The organism is Streptomyces sp. GMY02, assembly GCF_019056675.1.
Taxonomy (GTDB): Bacteria; Actinomycetota; Actinomycetes; order Streptomycetales; family Streptomycetaceae; genus Streptomyces; species Streptomyces odonnellii.
In genome coordinates this window covers 2228127-2248637 of sequence record NZ_CP077658.1, presented here as the reverse complement: position 1 = coordinate 2248637, position 20511 = coordinate 2228127, and the positions used below count along the sequence as shown (strand labels likewise).

The following is a 20511-nucleotide window of genomic DNA, read 5'->3' as shown; positions in this document are numbered from 1 at the left end:
GCGGCTGAGGCCCGCGGAGGAACGGGAGCGGGGCGGGGTGCCCGAGGGGCGGGAGGGCATCCCAGCGCCCCGCCTCTCGTTTTTACGAGGGTCTCCTTGCGAAGGCCTCTCCCAGGGAGTTCTTCTACGGAGCCGGCCCTACGAAGTCGACGACCGGTGGCAGATATACGCCAGGGTGCCCAGCAGCAGCCGGGCCTGGGGCGGGTCGGCGGCGGTGTCCAGCGACGGAGGACGCAGCCAGCGGACCGGACCGAGACCCGGCACCTCCGAGGGCGGCGCCGGTACGTGGCTGCCCGGACCCAGGCCGTGCAGGTCCAGATCGGCGTCGTCCCAGCCCATCCGGTAGAGCAGTTCGGGCAGTTCGGCCGCGGCGCCCGGCGCGACGAAGAAGTACGTACGGCCGGTCGGCGTCGCCAGGACCGGGCCCAGCGGCAGCCCCATCCGTTCGAGCCGTACCAGCGCGCGGCAGCCCGCCTGCTCCGCCACGTCGATGATGTCGAAGCCGCGGCCCACCGGCAGCAGCACCGCCGCGCCCGGCGCCCCCGACCAGGCCCGGGTGACCTCGTCCAGCGTGGCGCCCGCCGGGACCTCGGGGCGGAAGTCCAGCGGATGCGCCCCCGGCGCCGCGCAGTCCGCCGCGCCGCAGGAGCACCGGCCGCCCGCGGCGCGCGCCCCCGGCACGACGTCCCAGCCCCAGAGCCCGGTGTACTCCGCCACCGCGGTGCACTCTGTCGCGCGGCCGCGGCGCCGTGAGCCGGACCGCATCTCCCGGATGCCGCCGATCGTGAAGCCCATGCCCCCTCCAACGGGTCGTACTCACCGGTGGTTACGTCTCGCAGTCTGCCCGTGACACTCCGTCGCCACCGGGGCGGTACGGGCGGCGCCAAGGGGCACTCGGGGGAGTGCGCCCGGAAGCGCGCGCCCCGGCGTGCGACGCTCCGCCCGCCGCTGATCATTGTGTGTCAAGTGAATCGCGCCCCGTCATAGGTGAGTTCATTCGAAGGGGTGGCGAATGGTGGCGTTTGTGGAATCACCCTCGCTGGACGGGTGATCGTAGGATTACTTTCAGTGCACGGACCGTGGGGAAAACCACACGCGTGGGTATGCCGGGGGCATCCCGGTTTCCTGTTCGACGGGGCTCAACCCCGGGACAGGCGGCCGCGATTCACGGCATTCTGGTACCGGTTCGCGCGACAGGGCTTCAGCGGATGGGGGCGTTCCAGTGGGCGGCAGCGGCGCAGGCGGTACGAATACCGGCAAGCGTCCGAATGGGCATCTCGCCTCGTGGTTCGTGCGCAGCGGCTGGTCGAAGGGCGAGCTGGCGCGTCAAGTCAACCGCAGAGCGCGCCAGATGGGCGCGCACCACATCAGTACGGACACCTCGCGGGTACGCCGCTGGCTCGACGGCGAGCAGCCACGCGAACCGATCCCGCGCATTCTCTCCGAACTGTTCTCGGAGCGATTCGGCTCGGTCGTGAGTATCGAGGACCTCGGGCTGCGCACCGCGCACCAGTCGCCCTCGGTCTCGGGCGTCGATCTGCCCTGGGCCGGACCGCAGACCGTGGCCCTGATCAGTGAGTTCTCGCGGAGCGATCTGATGCTGGCGCGGCGCGGCTTCCTCGGGACCTCACTGGCGCTGGCCGCCGGCCCCGCCCTGGTCGAGCCCATGCAGCGCTGGCTGGTGCCCATCCCCTCGGGCGATCCGGGCGGCCCCGAGATCGAGCCCGTGGCCTCGCACCGGCCGTCCAAGCTCTCCGGGCCCGAGCTGGAGCTGCTGGAATCGACCACCGCGATGTTCCGGCAGTGGGACGCGCAGTGCGGCGGCGGTCTGCGGCGCAAGGCGGTCGTCGGCCAACTCCACGAGGTCACCGACCTGCTCCAGGAGACACAGCCCGAGGCCACCGCACGACGGCTCTTCCGGTGCGCCGCCGAGCTGGCCGAGCTGGCCGGCTGGATGAGCTACGACGTCGGCCTCCAGCCCAATGCCCAGAAATACTTCGTCCTGGCCCTGCACGCGGCGAAAGAAGCGGGGGACAAACCCCTCGGCTCGTACATCCTCTCGTCCATGAGCCGCCAGATGATTCATCTGGGCCGGCCCGACGACGCGCTGGAGCTGATCCATCTCGCACAGTACGGAAGCCGCGACTGCGCCACGCCCCGGACCCAGGCCATGCTGTATGCGATGGAGGCACGCGCGTACGCAAACACCGGACAGCCCGGAAAGTGCAAGCGGGCGGTGAGAATGGCCGAGGACGCGTTCTCCGACGCGGGGCTCGACAGCGAGCCCGAGCCCGACTGGATCCGCTTCTTCACCGAGGCCGAACTCAACGCGGAGAACGCCCACTCGTACCGCGATCTGGCCTATGTCGCCGGCCGCAGCCCCACCTACGCCTCCCTCGCCGAACCGCTGATGCGGCGGGCCGTCGACCTGTTCGAGAAGGACGACGAGCACCAGCGGTCGTACGCGCTGAACCTGATCGGCATGGCCACCGTCCATCTCCTCAAGAAGGAGCCCGAGCAGTCCACGGCCCTGGCCCAGCAGGCGCTGAAGGTGGCGCGCAAGGTGCGCTCCGAGCGGGTGAACACCCGGCTGCGCAAGACCGTGGACACCGCCGCCAGGGACTTCGGCGATGTCGCCGGAGTCGCCGAACTCACCGATCTGCTCACCGCCCAGCTTCCCGAATCCGCCGAAGCCGTTTGAGCCGGCGGGCCCCGCGCCCGCCTCCGGAACCCCGGCCGCGGCCATCACCCCGTACAGTCCGACACGGCTCCCCCGCCGCCAGGTCAGCAGGGTGCGGGCCGCGGCCGGTTTCCGATGTCCGCAGAGGGTATCCAGGGCCGCTGCGGAGATCCGGTGGTTCATCGGCTCGTAACACGGGTGACGCCTTCGTCACGGGTGTGAAACATCGAGCGGCACTGGCCGAAACCGCGTTGCGCCAATCTCCTCAGCACAGTCGGCCCATAACTTGAGCATCCGCACGGGCCGTTCCGACCGCGAGGAGACGCTGGCCTTGAATGGCGCAGATACCGCATTCGTACTGATCAGTGCCGCGCTCGTCATGCTGATGACGCCCGGCCTGGCATTTTTCTACGGCGGCATGGTGCGGGTGAAGAGCGCCCTCAACATGCTCATGATGTCCTTGATCTCGCTCGGAATCGTCAGTGTGCTGTGGGTCCTCTACGGATACTCGCTCACCTTTGGTGACGACATCGGCGGCGGGCTCCTCGGCAACTTCGACCATGTCGGTTTCCAGGGCATTTCGGTCGACACCCTGACCGGGGGCAAGGAAGGCATTCCGGTCTTCGCGTTCGCCCTCTTCCAGCTCATGTTCGCCGTGCTCACTCCGGCACTGATAAGCGGTGCGCTCGCCGACCGTGTGAAGTTCAGCGCCTGGGCGCTGTTCATCACCCTCTGGGTCTCGGTGGTGTACTTCCCGATCGCCCACTGGGTGTGGCAGTCGGACGGCTGGCTCTTCAAGCTCGGCGTGATCGACTTCGCCGGTGGTACGGCGGTCCATATCAACGCCGGTGTGGGCGCGCTCGCCGCCGTACTCGTCGTCGGCAAGCGGATCGGCTTCAAGAAGGACCCGATGCGGCCGCACAACCTGCCGCTGGTCGTCCTCGGCGCCGGTCTGCTGTGGTTCGGCTGGTTCGGCTTCAACGCCGGTTCCGCGCTCGCCGCCAACGGCACCGCCGCCATCATGGCCTTCAACACGCAGATCGCCACCGGCGCCGCGATGCTGGGCTGGCTGATCTACGAGCGCATCCGCCACGGCGCGTTCACCACGCTGGGCGCCGCCTCCGGCGCGGTCGCCGGCCTTGTCGCCATCACCCCGTCCGGTGCCGCCGTCAACCCCTTCGGCGCCCTGCTCATCGGTGTTGTCGCCGGCGCGGTCTGCTCCTGGGCCGTCAGCCTCAAGTTCAAGCTCGGGTACGACGACTCCCTCGACGTGGTCGGTGTCCACCTCGTCGGCGGTGTGATCGGCACCCTGCTCGTCGGTCTTCTCGCGATCGACGGTGTCGGCGGCGGTTCGCAGCTCGGCAAGCAGGCCGTCGGGGCCTTCTCGGTGATGGCCTACTCCTTCGTGGTCTCCTGGATCCTCGCCAAGATCGTCGATGTCACCATCGGCTTCCGCGCCTCCGAGGACGACGAGACCAGCGGCGTCGACATGGCCTTCCACGCCGAGACCGCGTACGACTACAGCGCGGTGGGTGGATCGCCCTCGGGACGTAGTAGCGTCCCCGCCGCCAACCAGGACGGGACCATCGCCTCGGCGACCAACAAGAAGGTGGACGCATGAAGCTCATCACCGCAGTCGTGAAGCCGCACAGGCTGGACGAGATCAAGGAGGCCCTCCAGGCCTTCGGCGTCCACGGGCTCACGGTCACGGAGGCCAGCGGATACGGCCGGCAGCGCGGCCACACCGAGGTCTACCGGGGTGCGGAGTACACCGTCGACCTCGTACCGAAGATCCGTATAGAGGTACTGGTCGAGGACGACGACGCGGAAGAGCTGATCGACGTGGTCGTGAAGGCCGCCCGCACCGGCAAGATCGGTGACGGGAAGGTATGGAGCGTCCCGGTCGAGACGGCGGTCCGGGTCCGGACCGGCGAGCGCGGCCCGGACGCACTCTGACGGCCTGCCGGCCGCGGCACCAGAGGCACTAGAGACGGGAACGACTGGGTGACGAGCCTCGAAGAGACGACCGGCCGGGCGGACTCGGGACCCAGCGGGTACGCGGCGGCCCGGCTGCGCCTTCTCCAGGAGAAGGCCCAGCCGGGGCCGCCGCGCCGGGCCGCCCTGGCCCGGCTCACCGACGACTGGCTGAACGCGCTGTTCAGCACCGCCGCCCAGGAGGCCGGGGTGCGCGGCGCGGCCCTGGTCGCGGTCGGCGGATACGGACGCGGCGAGCTGTCGCCGCGCAGCGACCTCGATCTGCTCCTCCTGCACGACGGCAAGGCGGGACCCGGCGCCATCGCCGCCCTAGCCGACCGCATCTGGTATCCGGTCTGGGACCTCGGGCTCGCCCTCGACCACTCCGTACGCACCCCCGCCGAAGTACGGAAGACCGCGGCCGAGGACCTCAAGGTGCAGCTCGGACTCCTCGACGCCCGGCATGTCGCCGGTGATCTGGGCCTGGTCACCGGGGTGCGGACCGCGGTCCTCGCCGACTGGCGCAACACCGCGCCCAAGCGCCTGCCCGCCCTCGACGAGCTGTGCCGGGAGCGCGCCGAGCGCCAGGGCGAACTGCAGTATCTGCTGGAGCCCGACCTCAAGGAGGCCAGGGGCGGTCTGCGCGACGCCACCGCCCTGCGCGCCGTCGCCGCGTCCTGGCTCGCGGACGCGCCCCGCGAAGGGCTCGCCGACGCCCGCCGCGCGCTCCTCGACGTACGGGACGCCCTCCACCTCACCACCGGCCGCGCCACCGACCGGCTCGCCCTCCAGGAACAGGACCCGGTCGCCAAGGAACTCGGCCTGCTCGACGCCGATGTCCTGCTGCGCCAGGTGTACGAAGCCGCGCGCACCGTCTCGTACGCATCGGACGTCACCTGGCGCGAGGTCAACCGGGTGCTGCGGTCCCGGTCCGTACGCCCACGGCTGCGCGCCATGCTCGGCAGCAGGCCCGCCCCGGAGCGCACCCCGCTCGCCGACGGCGTCGTCGAGATGGACGGCGAGGCCGTACTCGCCCGTACGGCCCGGCCCGAGCGCGACCCCGTACTGCCCCTGCGCGCCGCCGCCGCGGCGGCCCAAGCGGGACTGCCGGTCTCCCTGCACGCCGTACGGCATCTCGCCGCCGCCGCGAAACCGCTGCCGGTGCCGTGGCCCGCCGAGGCCCGCGAGGAACTCGTCACCCTGCTCGGCGCCGGCGAGGCCACCGTCCCGGTGTGGGAGGCCCTCGAAGCCGAAGGCCTGATCACCCAGCTCCTGCCCGACTGGGAGCGCGTCCGCTGCCGCCCCCAGCGCAACGCCGTGCACACCTGGACCGTCGACCGCCATCTCGTCGAGACCGCCGTCCAGGCCTCCTCGCTCACCCGCCGGGTGAGCCGCCCCGACCTGCTGCTCGTCTGCGCCCTGCTGCACGACATCGGCAAGGGCTGGCCCGGCGACCACTCCGTGGCCGGCGAGGTCATCGCCCGCGACGTGGCCGCCCGGATCGGCTTCGACCACGAGGACATGGGCGTCATCGCCACGGTCGTACGCCACCACCTCCTGCTCATCGACACCGCGACCCGACGCGATCTGGACGACCCCGCGACCGTCGCCTCAGTCGCCGCCCGCATCGGTTCGGTCACCACCCTGGAACTGCTGCACGCCCTCACCGAGGCCGACGCGCTCGCCACCGGGCCCGCCGCCTGGTCGTCCTGGCGTGCCTCGCTGGTCGGCGATCTCGCCGCGCGGGTGGCCGCCGTCCTCGCGGGCGACGCCCCCGCCGAGCCCGAGCCCGCCGCGCCCAGCGCCGAACAGGAGCGGCTCGCCGTGGAGGCGCTGCGTACGGGCGGTCCGGTCCTCGCGCTGCACGCCCAGCCCGAGACCCCGCTGGAGGACGGCGCGCCGGAACCGGTCGGTGTCGAACTGCTCATCGCCACGCCCGACCGGCCGGGCGTCCTGCCCGCGGCCGCCGGAGTGCTCGCACTGCACCGGCTCACCGTACGAGCGGCCGATCTGCGCGCCGTCGAACTGCCCACGGAGCTGGGCGGCACCACCGATGTGCTGCTGCTGAGCTGGCGGGTCGCCGCCGAGTACGGCTCGCTCCCGCAGGCCACCCGGCTCCGCGCCGATCTCGTACGCGCCCTGGACGGCTCGCTCGACATCCCCGCCAGGCTCGCCGAGCGCGAGGCCGCCTACCCGCGCCGCCGGGGTGTGCAGGCGCCGCCGCCCCGGGTGACGGTCGCGCCGACCGCCTCGCAGCTCGCCACCGTCATCGAGGTCCGCGCCCAGGACGCGCCGGGGCTGCTGCACCGGATCGGCCGCGCGCTGGAGGAAGCGGCGGTACGGGTGCGCAGCGCGCATGTCTCGACGCTCGGCGCGAACGCGGTGGACACCGTCTATGTCACCCGCGCCGACGGCTCCCCGCTTCCCGAGCCGGACGCGACGGCCCTGGCACAGGCACTGGAGACCGCCCTGCGCTGACGCCCGGGGTGACCGCGCGGGGACATGGGCGGGGCCACGCACGGGGGCACCGGCCGTACGGTGGAGCGGAGCCACCCGTACGGCCGTGCCTCCCGCGGGGCAGACCCCACCGCACCCGGCCGGATACCCTGGGGGACGGTCTGTCCTTCATCGCGCTGTTCGTTCACCGCGCGGGGGACGGCCCCCTCACCCGCTCCCGACCTGAGGATCCGCGACCACCGTGTTCGACACTCTCTCCGACCGCCTCTCAGCGACGTTCAAGAACCTCCGCGGCAAGGGGCGACTGTCCGAGGCGGACATCGACGCCACCGCGCGCGAGATCCGTATCGCCCTCCTCGAAGCGGATGTCGCGCTGCCGGTCGTCCGCGCGTTCACCGCGAACCTCAAGGAGCGGGCCCGCGGCCAGGAGGTCTCCCGGGCGCTCAATCCCAGCCAGCAGATCCTCAAGATCGTCAACGAGGAACTGATCGGCATCCTCGGCGGTGAGACCCGGGTCCTGCGCTTCGCCAAGCAGCCGCCCACCGTGATCATGCTCGCCGGCCTCCAGGGCGCGGGCAAGACCACCCTCGCCGGAAAGCTGGGCCTCTGGCTCAAGGGCCAGGGCCATACGCCGCTGCTCGTCGCCGCCGACCTCCAGCGCCCCAACGCCGTCAACCAGCTCTCCGTCGTCGCCGACCGCGCGGGTGTCGCCGTGTACGCGCCGGAGCCGGGCAACGGTGTCGGCGACCCGGTCACGGTCGCCAGGGACTCGATCGAGTACGCGAAGACCAAGCTGCACGATGTGGTGATCGTCGACACCGCGGGCCGCCTCGGTATCGACCAGGAGCTGATGAAGCAGGCCGCGGACATCCGCGACGCCGTCAGCCCCGACGAGGTGCTCTTCGTCGTCGACGCGATGATCGGCCAGGACGCGGTCAACACCGCGGAGGCGTTCCGCGACGGTGTCGGCTTCGACGGTGTCGTCCTCTCCAAGCTGGACGGTGACGCCCGCGGCGGCGCGGCCCTGTCGATCGCGCATGTCACCGGCAAGCAGATCATGTTCGCGTCCAACGGCGAGAAGCTGGAGGACTTTGACGCCTTCCACCCGGACCGTATGGCGTCCCGCATCCTCGACATGGGTGACCTGCTCACCCTGATCGAGCAGGCGGAGAAGACCTTCAGCCAGGCCGAGGCCGAGAAGATGGCCTCCAAGCTGGCGAGCAGCAAGGGCGGCAAGGACTTCACGCTCGACGACTTCCTGGCGCAGATGGAGCAGGTCAGGAAGATGGGCAGCATCAGCAAGCTGCTCGGGATGCTGCCCGGCATGGGGCAGATCAAGGACCAGATCAACAACATCGACGAGCGGGACGTGGACCGTACCGCCGCGATCATCAAGTCCATGACCCCCGGCGAGCGCAGCGACCCGGTCATCATCAACGGCTCGCGACGGGCCCGTATCGCGCGCGGTTCGGGGGTCGAGGTCAGCGCGGTCAAGAATCTGGTGGAGCGGTTCTTCGAGGCCCGCAAGATGATGTCGCGGATGGCTCAGGGCGGCGGGATGCCGGGGATGCCCGGGGTGCCCGGGATGGGCGGCGGTCCCGGCCGCGCGAAGAAGAAGCAGAAGCCGGCCAAGGGCAAGCAGCGGTCCGGGAACCCGATGAAGCGGAAGGCCGAGGAGCAGGCAGCGGCGGCGCGGCGCGAGGAGGCGGCGCAGGCGGGCGGGGCGTTCGGACTGCCGGCCGGGGACCAGGGCAAGGACTTCGAACTGCCGGACGAGTTCAAGAAGTTCATGAGCTGACCGGACCTGCGGTCGGCCGTCGGGTTCGCGGGTCGGGTCCGCGGGGCTTCGGTCGGGCGGGGCTCAGCGGGCCGTGGTGTGTGTGGCGTGCGGTGCCGGGCCGTACGGTACGAGGTCGCCGGGGCCGGTCCTCACGGTCCCGTTCGCCAGCGCCGCCGCGTCCAGGCCCAGCGACCGGGCCGCCGTCGCGCCGACATCCGCCAGGCTCGGCGCGTCGGGCAGCAGGTCCACCCCTGCCGCGCCCGGCCGGTGCGTGAGTACGGGGACGTACTCGCGGGTGTGGTGGGCGTGGCCGATCGTCGGGTCGTTTCCGTGGTCGCCCGTCACGATCAGCCGGTCGCCCGTACCGTCGAGCAGCCCGGTCAGCGCGGCCAGTCCCGCGTCGGCCAGCTCCAGGATCCGGCCGTACCGCTCGGCGTCCTGCTGATGGCCCGCCAGATCCGTCTCCTGCACATTGGCGACGATGAGCCCGTCGCCCGGGGCGCGCACCGCCTCCAGCGTGTGCGCCAGCACCTCCGCCGTCGCGACGGCGGGCCGCCGTACCGCCGCCTCGCAGACCAGGATGTCCGCCGCCTTGCCGACGAGCGTCACCGGAATGCCCGCGCGGGCCGCGAGGTCCGGTAGCTGCCGGGTGTGGTCCAGGGGCGCGCCCAGGTGCCGCACCTCCAGGCCGCCGTTGCGGTAGAAGCCGCTGGCCGGGGTGTCGAGGCCGACCGTACCGCCGTCCCCGTCCCGTACGTAGGTGCCCAGCGGCCCGTCCGCGTGGCCGCCGACGGCGATCACCCGGGCGACCGGCGCGACCGCCCGTACCGTACGGGCGATGCCGAGGATCCGGGCGAAGGGCAGGTCGTCGAGCCGGCCCGAGACGTTCCAGTTGATGCCGGGATCGGCCTCCAGATTGTCATGGACCAGTACGGAGCCGTCGACGACCAGCAGCGGCCGGCCGTCCGGCCGCGCCACCCGGTGGCCCGCCGCCGTGAGCGCCGAGGCGACCTCGCGGAGATGCTCACCGAGCCGCGCCACCGTCACCCGGCTGAAGTCCGCGCCCATCATGGTCTGGTGCCCGGCGAACGTGTCGGCGCCCGGATAGCCCAGGGCGGCCCGGCCCGCCGCCACCGGGAGCGCCGTGCGCCGGGCCAGATCCGGGTGCGGATGGACGAGACCGAGCCCCAGCGCCCCGAGCGCGGGCAGCCGCAGCGGGCGGCCGAGCGCCGACCGGCAGTGGTCGAGGACATGCCCGCAGGTGTCGGCCGCGCGGTCCCCTGGCCGCAGGACCCCGGCGTCCGGCATGGCGCCGATCCCGAATCCGTCGATGACGAGGACGACGGTCTTGCTCATGACGGAGGCTCCTTACAGTGCCCGGCCCCGGCTGTCGTACAGGCCCGTGAGCCGGGGCCTCCCGGCGGAGAGTCCGGTGACGACGGCGACGGTCGAGCGGGTGACGAAGATCTGGGTACGGAAGGCGAGCAGGGCGGTGTCCCCGGCCAGGACCGTGCCGGGGGCGGGAGGCGGTTCGAGCAGCCGGTAGTAGTCGATGTTCTCGGCGGGGGCGTCCTGGACGCGCAGGCGCAGTCCGGTCCGTGGCAGCAGGGCGTCCCGGACACCGCCGCGCGGGTAGAAACCGCCGCCGTGGAGGGCGGGCCGGCCGTCGGCGAGGGTGTGGGCGACCTCGGTGACGTACACGTACGCGGTCCGCTCGGGCTGCTCCGGATCGGCCGCGTGCAGCGGGGTCGTACCGGTCAGGGAGTGGCCCGGCTCGCCATGGGTCGCGCCCAGCGAGGCCAGCAGAGGCAGGGTCGCCACGGCGGTGGCGCTGGGGGCGCTGAGCTTCAGCCCCTCATGGCCGCGCGCGGCGAGCGACTCCCGTGCCTTGAGGGCGAGTTCGAAGGTGGCGGTCGGGGCGGGGCGGCCGGTCTCCGGATCGCAGAGCACACAGGGGAAGGCGGTGACGCCCGCGATCCTGATGCCGGGCAGCCGCTCGGCGGCGTACGCGAAACCGTCCAGCGCGTCGAGCGGTACGCCGCCCTCCTGGCCCGGGTGGACCGTACCGGCCGCCCCTTCGAGCCGTACGAACACGTCCTGGACGAAGCCGAGTTCACGGGCCGTGTCCGAGACGGCCCGCGCGTTGGCGAGATCGAAGACGGTCACGGCTTCGGGCCGCCAGGCCAGCAGTTCGGGCAGGGTGCGGCGCGGAATCTGTACGAGATGCCCCAGATTGCCGGGGCGTGCTCCGGAGGCCCGCAGGATCCGCGCCTCGGCGGCGTCGATCGCGGCGGAGTACGGGATGTGGCGGGCGATCGCCCGGATCAGGGCCGGGTTGCGGCCGAGCTGTTTGACGACGAACCAGAGGGAGAGGCCGAGCCGTTCGGCCTCGGCGGCCAGCAGCGCGGCGTTGGCCTCGACGGCGTCGGCGTCCATGACGTAGGTGTCGGGCGGAACGGCTCCGGACCGGTGCAGCGCGGTGGCGGTGTCGAGGAGTCCGGGGTTGCGGGCGAGGAGGGTGTCGAGGAACACGGTCAGCTCTCCGGCTCGTGGGGCGTGTCGGGCCCGCCGGGCCTGTCGTGTGACGTCGTGTGCCGTGACAGCTCGCGCAGCGAACGGCGCAGGATCCCGATCACCAGATCGGCGCCCGCCCGCATCGGGTTGATCCGTACCGTCCAGTCCGCGAGCCCGGGCGCGTCCTCCAGCGTCGACGCCGACATCCGGTAGACGAGCGGGGCGATCTCATAGCGCGAGTTGGCGCCCACCGGGTAGGGCGCCGCGCCGTGCCGGGCGGCGACGGCGGGCAGTTCACGCGCCACGGGCCGGTCGAGCCGTACCAGCAGACAGCGGTCCTGGGTGTTGGCGATCCGTACCTCCGCGACCCCCGTCACCTCACCGGCGGCCAGTCGCCGTGCGATCTCGTCGCCCACCCGTGACTGGAGCGCCCACATGACCGGGACATGGGTGAGGGCGCGCAGCGCGTCGAGCGCCTGATGGCCCTGGACCTGCCCGCCGCCCGAGTAGTTGTCGGCCCGGACGCGCGAGATGAGATCGCGGGCGCCGACGACCGCGCCGACCCCTTCGGGGCCGTGCAGCTTGAAGAGGGAGAAACAGGAGGCGTCCGCGCCCAGCTCCACCCCGGAAGCGGGCACGCGCATCACCGCGTAGTTGTCGTCGACGACGGTACGGACCCCGGCGGCGCGGCAGGCCGCGAGCACCTCGCCCGGATCGTACGAGTCGCCGAGCCGCTGTCTGCTGTGCTGGACGTACGCCCAGCCGAACGCGCCGGATTCCAGGGCCTCGCGCAGCGCCGTACGGTCGTTGAAGTCGGCCTCCGTGGTGCGTGCGGCCAGTCCGCGCAGGGTGGTGGCGGTCGACTTGTAGACGGGCGCGCGGTGGATCAGCAGGGGATCGCCGGGGGAGAGCGCCGCCTGGAGTGCGGCCCTGATCGCGCCCGTGCCCGCGCCCTGGACCAGCGCGGCGTCCTCGGCTCCGAAGTGGTCGGCGAGCACGGCCTCGACACGCGCGGTGGTACGGGGCCGGCCGAGGCCCGGTACGACTCCGGCGTCGGCCTCGAAGAGCTGGGTGCCCTCGAAGTGCGCGGCGACGCACTCCAGCAGCCGGAACTGCGTCCGTACCGCGTCCTCCAACGGGACCGTCGGCAGCGGAAACGTCGCAGGAAGGCCTGGGGGAGGGCCCGACGGGAAGGCGGGGGGAAGCCGGACGGTCATCTCAGATCTCCTCCGGGTCCGCGCCGGTGAGGAAGCGCAGCGGATTGCGGCGCGTCATCAGATCGGTCAAGGCGTCGTCCACACCTGCGGCGCGCGCCTTGGGCAGGAAGGACCGGAACAAGTGCCCGTATCCCTGGCCGCCCTCCGACTCCAGATAGGCATGGCGCGAGATGTCGCCGCTGAGCAGGATCCGGTCCGCGTACCCGGCGTCCAGCAGGGACAGCAGCAGCCGCAGCCGGGTGTCGTCGCTCTGGTAGCTCTCCTTGCCGACGGTGTCGAAGGCGACATACGCACCGCTCGCGGCGAGTTCGCGGTGGACGGCGGGGGCGTCGAGGAGGTCCTGGTGGCCGAGGGAGATCCGGTGCGGGGGCAGGCCCGTACCCGTGAGCAGCTCCAACTGGGCGAGCGCGCCGCGGCCGAGCTGGGCATGGGTGGCGACGGACAGGCCGGTGGTGAGGGCGGCGTGGGCGGCGGCGAGAAGCGTATGGGTCTCGGCTTCGCCGGGCCGGTCGCCATGGCTGCCGATCTCGCCGAGAACGCCCGGCCGGACACCGGAGTCGCCGAAGCCGTTGTCGATCTCGTCGATCAGGATGTCCGCGAGCTGCTCGACGCCGGTGCCGCTGATCTCTTCGGGGTGGAACGGTTCGTAGTACCAGCCGGTGGCCGCGACGACCGCGACCCCCGACTCCTGGGCGATCCGGGCCAGCGCGCGCGGATCGCGGCCCATGCCCCGGCAGGTCAGCTCGACGACCAGGGCGAGCCCGAACTCGACGCGCAGGGCTGCCAGTTCGGCGGTGACGGCGGACCGGTGGCGCACGGGGTCGAGTACGGCGGCGCCGTCGCCCGCGCGGTCGAGATCGAGGACGAGATGCTCATGGGCGAGCGCCGGGCCGCGTACGGCGGTGACGGGCAGCGGCCCGGCGACGGTGCGCAGACGGGGGCCGGTGCGGGGGCCGGGGCGTGTGCCCCGGGGTGGTGCTGCATGGTGCGGGTGCCTTCCTTGCCGGTCCGTGGTGTCGGCCCTTGAGGCGTGGTGCCGTCCTGAGGGGTGCCGGCCTTCGAGGGGTGTCAGCCCTTGAGAGGGGTGAACAGATCCAGCCAGTGGAGGAGGTTGAGGAGGACGCCCCCGGCCAGGACCGCCGCCGGCGCCGCCGCCATCCGCACCACCGGCCTGCCCATCGCCTCATTGAGGAGATAGAGCCCGCCGACGACGAGGATCGCGAGTCCGCCGCCCATCACATTGGCCGCGAGCAGGGAGCCGAAGAGGATCGCGAGCCCCAGCGTCTCCGTGATCGCCGTGCGCAGATGCTCGGAGGAGTCGCGCACGCTCGGCAGCCTGCCGAGGACCCGCCCGATGGAGGACAGCGCCAGCACTTCGAGGGCGAAGACCACCGCCCCGATGACGGCCGCGAGGAACGGGTTCGGCAGCAGATAGCCGATGGGGTAGACGAGGGTGAAGCCGGCGATGCCGTACGCGCCCGAGGCGAGCGCGGTCGTCGCGATCAGCGGGACGAAACCGAACACCCGGTAGAAGTCGACCTGGGCCGCCTCGCTGTACTGCCCCTTGGCGATCAGAAAGCTGGTGGCCTCGCCGCCGCCGAATATGTGCATCTGCGCCAGGACACAGACGCCCGCGCCCAGCACCATGAACAGCGGGAGGTGGCGGCGCAGCCGCTGGGCGCTGGAGCTGAAGAGCGAGGCCATGGGATCGGGGGCGTCGTTGCCGGGAGGCGCTCCCGTAGCGGAGGCCCGCTCCCCGGCTTTGTGCTCGCCGGTCCTGTGCTCCCGGGGCTTCTGCTCCCCGGTCTCCTGTTCACCGGCGGGCGGTGCGGCGGCCTCGTCCGCCGTGCGCCGCACGAGGTCCTTCCGTACGGCGAAGCCGATGAGCAGCAGCACACCCGCGGCCATGGCCAGCGAACCGGCGAAGACCGTGGGCCAGAGCTTCATGGTCATGATCACGAGCGCCAGCTCCAGCACGGCCGCCAGACCGCCCCGCAGCCGTCCGAACTGCCGGGTGATCGCGAGCACCGGAAAGAGCGTGAAGAGGAAGAGAATCGGTGTCGACATCTGCTGCATCGCGGTCAGGAAGTCGACCGGCAGATCGTGCGCCACCTCGTTCGCGCCGCTCAGACCGAAGACGACCAGCGCGCCCCAGACCCCGCCGAGCAGCGGCGCGAGCCACTTCCGGGGCGCGAGGATGCCGAGTATGTCGGTGGGCAGGAAGAGCAGCCAGGGGTTGAGGACGCCGCTGGACAGGGCCATCGGCGCGCCGAGGCCGAAGATGAAGCCCGCCGAGAGCCCGAAGGACACCGCCGTGGTGGCGGAGCGCTGCGACCGGCCCTGGATGAAGTCGAGCATGAACGGGCGTACGCCGTCGTTGAACACGGCCAGGGCCATGTGCGACACGAGGGCGGTCAGCGCGCACAGGACGATGACGAACAGTTTCTGGGTCAGCGAGAAGTCCAGACCGGTGCTCGTTGCGAGAGCGGTGCTCACGAGTGGTGTCTCCTCCGCCGTCAGCCGCGCGCAGCGATCGCGCGGGCCATGACCGGGGCGATCACATCGATCTGGTCGATGGCGAAGCCGAAGACCTTTTTGCCGTCCGCCAGCAGCCCGGCGATCTCGTCCTCGGTGGGCACGGACCGGCCGAAGGTGTGGCAGAGGGGCTGCCCCAGCAGGCCGACGAGGATGCCGAGAGAGGCGCCGGCGCCGGTGTGGCAGGTGCCCAGGTAGTAGTCGGCACCGCCGGAGCGGAGCTTCATCGCGGCGTCCATGTCGTTGGAGACCGTGATCTCCAGACCGTCGAGCCGGAGCGAACCGACGGTGTCCGCGACCTCGGTCTTGCCGATGCCGCCGGTGAGGATCTTTGGCATGGGGTCCTTCTTCCTGAGCTTCCGTGGGGCTTTCCCCGCGCTTCTTGGGGGCTTCCGGTGCTTGGTGCTTCCTTCGCGGTGCTTCAGACGGTCGGGTGGCGGTCGAGGAGTACGGCGAGATGCAGACCGAGGAAGTTGATCTCGGAATCGGGGAGCGTGGCGCCCAGCTCGCGCCGTGCACGTACGGAGACGGCGCGGGCCCGTGCGACGGCCTCGGGATGCCCGGCGAGTTCGGCCGCGACCTGCTCGTCGGTCGGGAACTGTTCGAGCGGCGCTCCGTCCAGCAGACGATTGAGCGCCATCATCAGATGACTGGTCAGCAGGGCCGCGGTGTCCTCGGTGACCGTATGGCCCTCGGTGGCCAGGGCGTCCAGCTCGTCCGTGACGAACGCGGCGACCTCGGGTCTGACCTGGCCGCTCTCGTGGAACAGCCTGATACGCAGGGCGAGTTGGTCGTCCATGGTGCCTCCCCCTCTTCCTCGGTTCCTCGGCTCTTCTTCGGATCGCCGGATGATCGGACAGTAACCAGGATTCTGTATTCTGAGCCGCCGGAAACCTCCCCCAGCGGGCTCGGCGGGCTCAGTACGAGGGCGCGCGCACACCGTTCAGTACCTCGGTCTGGAGCGTGGTGACGACGGACAGGTCGAGAGCGTCCCGTACGGCCTCCAGCGCCTTGGCGCCCTCGGTTCTGCCGATGATCGCCGCACGCGAGTTGCGCAGTGCCAGATCGCGGGTGACCTCGTCCCCCAGCGGCAGCACATCCACCCCAGGACCGAGCCGGCCCTGCGCCTCGTCCAGGTTCCAGACGGTCGCGTCGGCCAGATCGTGCTCGAACAGTTCGCGGAGCTGCATGTACGAGGCCTCCACCCAGGTGATGTCGTCGCGCCCGGCGAACGCGCGCTCGGCGAGCATGCGCTGGTCCTCCGAGGCGTGGTCGACGGCGACCCGCAGCCCCGGGGTGTCCAGTGGGGAACCGTGCCGCAGCAGCAGCCCGTGTGCCCCCACGTAGGTGGCGGGTCCGAGATCCGCCACCAGTTGGACCGGATGCTCCTCGATCAGCCGGTCGGCGGCGAAGCGCGAGAGCACCACCAGATCGACCTTGCCGTCGAGCAGAGCGGTGGTACGGGCACCCGCGCCCCGCATGAACGTGATCGCGAAGGGCGCCCCGGCCTCCTCGAAGGCGGCGCGCAGCCCCGTGGCGAGTCCCTCGTACCGACGGGAGTACGGCAGCGGCATCGCGGCCAGCAGTGTGCCGAGCCCGGAGAGCCGCCACAGGGTCGAGCGGTCGGAGCGGACGAGGAAGGTGCCGAGATGGCCCCGGGCGGTCGTCTCGATGGCCTCGGCGCTCTCCAGAAGCTGGAGCGCGGCCTGCACCGTCCCGTTCCCGACCCCCAGCTCCGCCGCGAAGTCACGGACCCGGGGCAGCCGGGTGTCCGGTTCGTGGTTCAGCAGCAGCACGGCGAGCTGCCGTGCCGCCAGGCCATTACGGGTCAGAAAACGCTCATCCAGGCCGGTCACGGACGAGACAGTAAACAGGATTCTGGATACTGGCAAGGGTCCCCGGCATGATCCCTCGGCCCCGGCGTGATCCGCTGGAAGCGGCGCCCGGGGCTGAAAACGAGTGGTGGTCCGGGCGCCGGGGCGGGGCGGTTTCGGAAAAAGAAAGCGCTCCCGGTACTGTCGCCGTCGTGGCCCGAGCCCCGTTACCGCAGGGCGCCGCCCCGGCCCCGTGCCCCCGCCCGCCCGCGTACGCCGCCCGGCGAACGGCGGGGACGGCGAAGACAGCGAGAAGACCGGCCAGACGTAGATCGTCTACGCGTCCCTGCGTACGCGGCGCTACGTACCACCTTGGGGCGAGCTGTGAGGCTTCTCCGCAGTTCGACGCACCCGCCCTCGTCAGGACGCATCAATGGCAACTGACGGGTACGTGAAAATTATTTGGGATGCCCCGTAATGGAACCCGGGAGGGCTCCGGCTCGTTGTTCACGACGTGAGCACGACACCACCTGTTCTCGCCGCAGAGCTGGCACAGGCGTGGGCCGATATTCAGCGGTCCCACCCCGAGCTGCCGGATCTCGCCGCGCCAGAGTCCCTGATCGGAGAGTCCTCGTCCGCCTGCGGCGCGGAGCTCTCCTTCGAACGACTGCTTCATGAAGCGGTCCATGGCATCGCCGCAGCCAGAGGTGTCCGCGACACCTCGCGAGCGGGCCGTTATCACAACCGCCGATTCCTTGCGATCGCCGAGGAGATGGGCCTCGACCATCCCGAGGAGCCGCATCCCAGCAGCGGCTTCTCCCTGGTCTCGCTCAGTCCCGAGGCCAAGCGCCGATATCGCCCCACCATCGAGCGGCTCCAGCGCGCCCTCAAGGCGCACACGGTCGCGACGGCCGCCGACACCAAGCGCAGCTTCCGCGGTCCGGCCGCCCGGCACGGCTCGTCCGGTGGCGGGGTCCGCGTCAAAGCGGTCTGCGACTGCGGCAGAAACGTACGGGTCGTTCCCTCGGTCCTCGCCCAGGCGCCGATCATGTGCGGCGGCTGCGGGAAGCCGTTCCGTATCCCGGAAGTCGTCGGCGCCGCGAGCTGAACACCCGGGCACCGGTGCGGGACACCCGCGACGTCCTGCCGTGGTGCGCGCGTGTGGCAGAATGGCGAGCTGTACTCGACAGTCGCACAGGACCCCTCTCTCCTCCGGCTGACGCGTCCATCGGGCGGATCGGGTACCGCAACCCCACGCGGCATCCCGTTGTGCCCAACCACGTCAAGACCAGGAGACACCACTCCAGTGGCAGTCAAGATCAAGCTGAAGCGTCTGGGCAAGATCCGTTCGCCTCACTACCGCATCATCGTCGCCGACTCCCGTACCCGCCGCGACGGCCGGGCCATCGAGGAGATCGGTCTGTACCACCCGGTGCAGAACCCCTCGCGCATCGAGGTCGACTCGGACCGCGCGCGGTACTGGCTGTCCGTCGGCGCCCAGCCGACCGAGCCGGTCCTCGCGATCCTCAAGCTCACCGGCGACTGGCAGGCGCACAAGGGTCTGCCGGCCCCCGCGCCGCTGCTCCAGCCGGAGCCGAAGGCCGACAAGCGCGCCCTCTTCGAGGCCGCCGCGAAGGACGCCGGTGACGAGCCCAAGGGTGAGGCGATCACCCAGAAGGCGAAGAAGTCCGACAAGAAGGCCGACGAAGCCGGGACCGAGTCCTCGGCCGCCGCCGAGTCGACCGAGGCCTGAGCATGCTCGAGGAGGCTCTCGAGCACCTCGTGAAGGGCATCGTCGACAACCCGGACGACGTGCGGGTCGCCTCGCGCAACCTGCGCCGTGGCCGTGTGCTGGAGGTCCGGGTCCACCCCGACGACCTCGGCAAGGTGATCGGTCGCAACGGCCGCACCGCACGCGCTCTGCGGACCGTCGTGGGCGCCATCGGCGGCCGTGGCATCCGTGTCGACCTCGTCGATGTGGACCAGGTTCGCTGACAGAGCTGGAACACCGGCACGGGCCGGGGAGGGCCACACCGCCTTCTCCGGCCTTTGCTGCTTTCGGAAAAGAAAAGGTGCCTGTAGTGCAGTTGGTGGTCGGGCGGGTGGGCCGCGCCCATGGGATCAAGGGCGAGGTCACCGTAGAGGTGCGTACGGACGAGCCCGAAGTACGGCTCGGACCCGGCGCCGTACTCGCCACGGACCCGGCGCAGGCCGGACCGCTCACGATCGAGTCGGGCCGGGTGCACAGCGGCAGACTGCTGCTGCGCTTCGAGGGCGTACGGGACCGTACGGGCGCCGAGGCGCTGCGCAATGTGCTGCTGATCGCCGAGGTCGATCCCGAGGAACTCCCGGAGGACCCCGACGAGTTCTACGACCACCAGCTCATGGACCTGGACGTGGTGCTCGCCGATGGCACCGAGATCGGCAGGATCACCGAGATCACGCATCTGCCCTCGCAGGACCTGTTCATCGTGGAACGGCCCGACGGCAGCGAGGTGATGATCCCGTTCGTCGAGGAGATCGTCACGGAGATCGATCTGGAGGAGCAGCGGGCCGTCATCGAGCCGCCGCCCGGTCTGATCGACGACCGCGCGGAAGTCGCCGGTGAGCGCGACGCGTCCGGCGGGGACGGCTCATGAGACTCGACGTCGTCACGATCTTCCCCGAGTACCTGGAGCCGCTGAACGTCTCGCTGGTCGGCAAGGCCCGCGCGCGCGGCCGTCTCGACGTCCATGTGCACGACCTCAGGGAGTGGACGTACGACCGGCACAGCACCGTCGACGACACCCCGTACGGCGGAGGGCCCGGCATGGTCATGAAGACCGGGCCCTGGGGCGACGCCCTCGACGAGATCCTGGCGGGCGGATACGAGACCGGGGCGCACGGCCCCGCCCTGGTCGTCCCCACCCCCAGCGGCCGCCCGTTCACCCAGGAAGTGGCCGTCGAGCTGTCCGAGCGGCCCTGGCTGCTCTTCGCCCCAGCGCGGTACGAGGGCATCGACCGCCGGGTCATGGACGAGTACGCCACTCGTCTGCCGGTCTTCGAGCTGTCCATCGGTGACTACGTCCTGGCCGGCGGGGAGGCCGCCGTACTGGTCATGACCGAGGCGGTGGCCCGGCTGCTGCCCGGGGTCCTCGGCAACGCGGAGTCGCACCGTGACGACTCCTTCGCCCCCGGCGCGATGGCGGACCTGCTGGAGGGCCCGGTCTACACCAAGCCGCCCGAGTGGCGTGGGCGCTCCATCCCGGACGTCCTGCTCAGCGGCCACCACGGCCGTATCGCGCGCTGGCGCAGGGACGAGGCGTTCCGGCGTACGGCACTCAACCGGCCCGATCTGATCGAGCGCTGCGACCCGAAGGCCTTCGACAAGAAGGACCGCGAGATTCTCTCGATCCTGGGCTGGGCACCCGAGCCGGGTGGCCGATTTTGGCGCAGGCCCGAGGCCATGGAAGAATAGGCCGCTGCCGTACGTCCGGTGTGCGCCCCTGCCACAGGGGGAACGACGCCCGCCCGACGCGAACGGCACCCAGAACTCTCCTC

The 20511-nt window shown here is 71.3% G+C and carries 20 protein-coding genes; 11 read left to right on the top strand and 9 right to left on the bottom strand.

What is annotated here, in order from left to right; translation table 11 throughout:
* Nucleotides 1-138: 138 nt before the first annotated feature.
* Nucleotides 139-795, bottom strand: a complete 657-nt coding sequence (locus KQY30_RS09300; protein ID WP_217306428.1) for a bifunctional DNA primase/polymerase — start codon at nucleotides 793-795, stop codon at nucleotides 139-141.
* A gap of 427 nt (nucleotides 796-1222) precedes the next feature.
* Here KQY30_RS09300 and KQY30_RS09295 point away from each other — a divergent pair, with 427 nt between their 5' ends.
* From KQY30_RS09295 to ffh, 5 genes are all read left to right on the top strand, one after another.
* Nucleotides 1223-2701, top strand: coding sequence for a hypothetical protein (locus KQY30_RS09295; RefSeq protein ID WP_217306427.1), 1479 nt, complete (start codon nucleotides 1223-1225; stop codon nucleotides 2699-2701).
* A 310-nt stretch (nucleotides 2702-3011) separates the two neighbouring features.
* Nucleotides 3012-4301 (top strand): ammonium transporter, encoded by a 1290-nt coding sequence (locus KQY30_RS09290; RefSeq protein WP_217306426.1) that lies wholly within the window; start codon nucleotides 3012-3014, stop codon nucleotides 4299-4301.
* Nucleotides 4298-4636 (top strand): P-II family nitrogen regulator, encoded by a 339-nt coding sequence (locus KQY30_RS09285; RefSeq protein ID WP_046499635.1) that lies wholly within the window; start codon nucleotides 4298-4300, stop codon nucleotides 4634-4636. The genes KQY30_RS09290 and KQY30_RS09285 overlap by 4 nt, the downstream gene beginning before the upstream one ends.
* Nucleotides 4637-4684: 48 nt before the next feature.
* Nucleotides 4685-7132, top strand: coding sequence for a [protein-PII] uridylyltransferase (locus tag KQY30_RS09280; protein WP_217306425.1), 2448 nt, complete (start codon nucleotides 4685-4687; stop codon nucleotides 7130-7132).
* A 220-nt stretch (nucleotides 7133-7352) separates the two neighbouring features.
* Complete coding sequence (gene ffh, locus KQY30_RS09275; protein ID WP_217306424.1) at nucleotides 7353-8909, top strand: signal recognition particle protein; 1557 nt, start codon at nucleotides 7353-7355, stop codon at nucleotides 8907-8909.
* Between the two features lie 63 nt (nucleotides 8910-8972).
* On the opposite strand, the gene KQY30_RS09270 is transcribed toward ffh, so the two are convergent.
* The 4 genes from KQY30_RS09270 to KQY30_RS09255 are packed head-to-tail and all read right to left on the bottom strand — an operon-like array spanning nucleotide 8973 to nucleotide 13535.
* The gene (locus tag KQY30_RS09270) at nucleotides 8973-10247 is read right to left on the bottom strand and encodes a phosphopentomutase (RefSeq protein WP_217306423.1); all 1275 of its coding nucleotides are present in this window, start codon (nucleotides 10245-10247) and stop codon (nucleotides 8973-8975) included.
* A gap of 12 nt (nucleotides 10248-10259) precedes the next feature.
* Nucleotides 10260-11423, bottom strand: coding sequence for an alanine racemase (locus KQY30_RS09265; protein ID WP_217306422.1), 1164 nt, complete (start codon nucleotides 11421-11423; stop codon nucleotides 10260-10262).
* Nucleotides 11424-11425: 2 nt separating this feature from the next.
* Nucleotides 11426-12622 carry an aminotransferase class V-fold PLP-dependent enzyme gene (locus tag KQY30_RS09260; RefSeq protein WP_217306421.1) on the bottom strand — a complete coding sequence of 399 codons (1197 nt, stop codon included), beginning with the start codon at nucleotides 12620-12622 and terminating at the stop codon, nucleotides 11426-11428.
* 1 nt (nucleotide 12623) lies between these two features.
* Nucleotides 12624-13535, bottom strand: coding sequence for a phosphotriesterase (locus KQY30_RS09255; RefSeq protein WP_254407556.1), 912 nt, complete (start codon nucleotides 13533-13535; stop codon nucleotides 12624-12626).
* Here KQY30_RS09255 and KQY30_RS36285 point away from each other — a divergent pair.
* Entirely contained in the window at nucleotides 13431-13649 is a 219-nt protein-coding gene (locus tag KQY30_RS36285) for a hypothetical protein (protein WP_254407035.1), read from the top strand. The two genes, KQY30_RS09255 and KQY30_RS36285, sit on opposite strands and share 105 nt — an antisense overlap.
* 41 nt (nucleotides 13650-13690) lie before the next feature.
* On the opposite strand, the gene KQY30_RS09250 is transcribed toward KQY30_RS36285, so the two are convergent.
* The 4 genes from KQY30_RS09250 to yhfZ form a co-directional block, all read right to left on the bottom strand.
* Entirely contained in the window at nucleotides 13691-15118 is a 1428-nt protein-coding gene (locus KQY30_RS09250) for a YhfT family protein (RefSeq protein WP_217306420.1), read from the bottom strand.
* Nucleotides 15119-15138: 20 nt separating this feature from the next.
* Complete coding sequence (locus KQY30_RS09245; RefSeq protein ID WP_217306419.1) at nucleotides 15139-15495, bottom strand: DUF2620 domain-containing protein; 357 nt, start codon at nucleotides 15493-15495, stop codon at nucleotides 15139-15141.
* Between the two features lie 83 nt (nucleotides 15496-15578).
* Nucleotides 15579-15956, bottom strand: a complete 378-nt coding sequence (locus tag KQY30_RS09240) for a PRD domain-containing protein (protein ID WP_217306418.1) — start codon at nucleotides 15954-15956, stop codon at nucleotides 15579-15581.
* Nucleotides 15957-16074: 118 nt separating this feature from the next.
* Nucleotides 16075-17013 (bottom strand): GntR family transcriptional regulator YhfZ, encoded by a 939-nt coding sequence (yhfZ, locus tag KQY30_RS09235; RefSeq protein ID WP_217306417.1) that lies wholly within the window; start codon nucleotides 17011-17013, stop codon nucleotides 16075-16077.
* 472 nt (nucleotides 17014-17485) lie between these two features.
* Between yhfZ and KQY30_RS09230 the strand changes: the two genes are divergently transcribed.
* The 5 genes from KQY30_RS09230 to trmD all read left to right on the top strand — a co-directional run bounded on the left by KQY30_RS09230 (nucleotide 17486) and on the right by trmD (nucleotide 20428).
* Nucleotides 17486-18079 carry a hypothetical protein gene (locus KQY30_RS09230; protein WP_046499640.1) on the top strand — a complete coding sequence of 198 codons (594 nt, stop codon included), beginning with the start codon at nucleotides 17486-17488 and terminating at the stop codon, nucleotides 18077-18079.
* A gap of 198 nt (nucleotides 18080-18277) precedes the next feature.
* On the top strand, nucleotides 18278-18724 hold the full coding sequence (rpsP, locus tag KQY30_RS09225) for a 30S ribosomal protein S16 (RefSeq protein ID WP_217306416.1): 447 nt from the start codon (nucleotides 18278-18280) through the stop codon (nucleotides 18722-18724).
* A gap of 2 nt (nucleotides 18725-18726) precedes the next feature.
* Complete coding sequence (locus tag KQY30_RS09220) at nucleotides 18727-18966, top strand: RNA-binding protein (RefSeq protein WP_030753580.1); 240 nt, start codon at nucleotides 18727-18729, stop codon at nucleotides 18964-18966.
* Between the two features lie 86 nt (nucleotides 18967-19052).
* Nucleotides 19053-19610 carry a ribosome maturation factor RimM gene (gene rimM, locus KQY30_RS09215; protein WP_217306415.1) on the top strand — a complete coding sequence of 186 codons (558 nt, stop codon included), beginning with the start codon at nucleotides 19053-19055 and terminating at the stop codon, nucleotides 19608-19610.
* On the top strand, nucleotides 19607-20428 hold the full coding sequence (gene trmD / locus KQY30_RS09210; protein ID WP_217306414.1) for a tRNA (guanosine(37)-N1)-methyltransferase TrmD: 822 nt from the start codon (nucleotides 19607-19609) through the stop codon (nucleotides 20426-20428). The genes rimM and trmD overlap by 4 nt, the downstream gene beginning before the upstream one ends.
* Nucleotides 20429-20511 lie beyond the last annotated feature (83 nt).

Coding starts and splice junctions, on each gene's coding strand:
- KQY30_RS09245 (WP_217306419.1), bottom strand. CDS start 15,495: ATGCCAAAGATCCTCACCGGCGGCATCGGCAAGACCGAGGTCGCGGAC.
- KQY30_RS09260 (WP_217306421.1), bottom strand. CDS start 12,622: ATGACCGTCCGGCTTCCCCCCGCCTTCCCGTCGGGCCCTCCCCCAGGC.
- KQY30_RS09220 (WP_030753580.1), top strand. CDS start 18,727: ATGCTCGAGGAGGCTCTCGAGCACCTCGTGAAGGGCATCGTCGACAAC.
- trmD (WP_217306414.1), top strand. CDS start 19,607: ATGAGACTCGACGTCGTCACGATCTTCCCCGAGTACCTGGAGCCGCTG.
- KQY30_RS09240 (WP_217306418.1), bottom strand. CDS start 15,956: ATGGACGACCAACTCGCCCTGCGTATCAGGCTGTTCCACGAGAGCGGC.
- KQY30_RS09270 (WP_217306423.1), bottom strand. CDS start 10,247: ATGAGCAAGACCGTCGTCCTCGTCATCGACGGATTCGGGATCGGCGCC.
- KQY30_RS09285 (WP_046499635.1), top strand. CDS start 4,298: ATGAAGCTCATCACCGCAGTCGTGAAGCCGCACAGGCTGGACGAGATC.
- KQY30_RS09300 (WP_217306428.1), bottom strand. CDS start 795: ATGGGCTTCACGATCGGCGGCATCCGGGAGATGCGGTCCGGCTCACGG.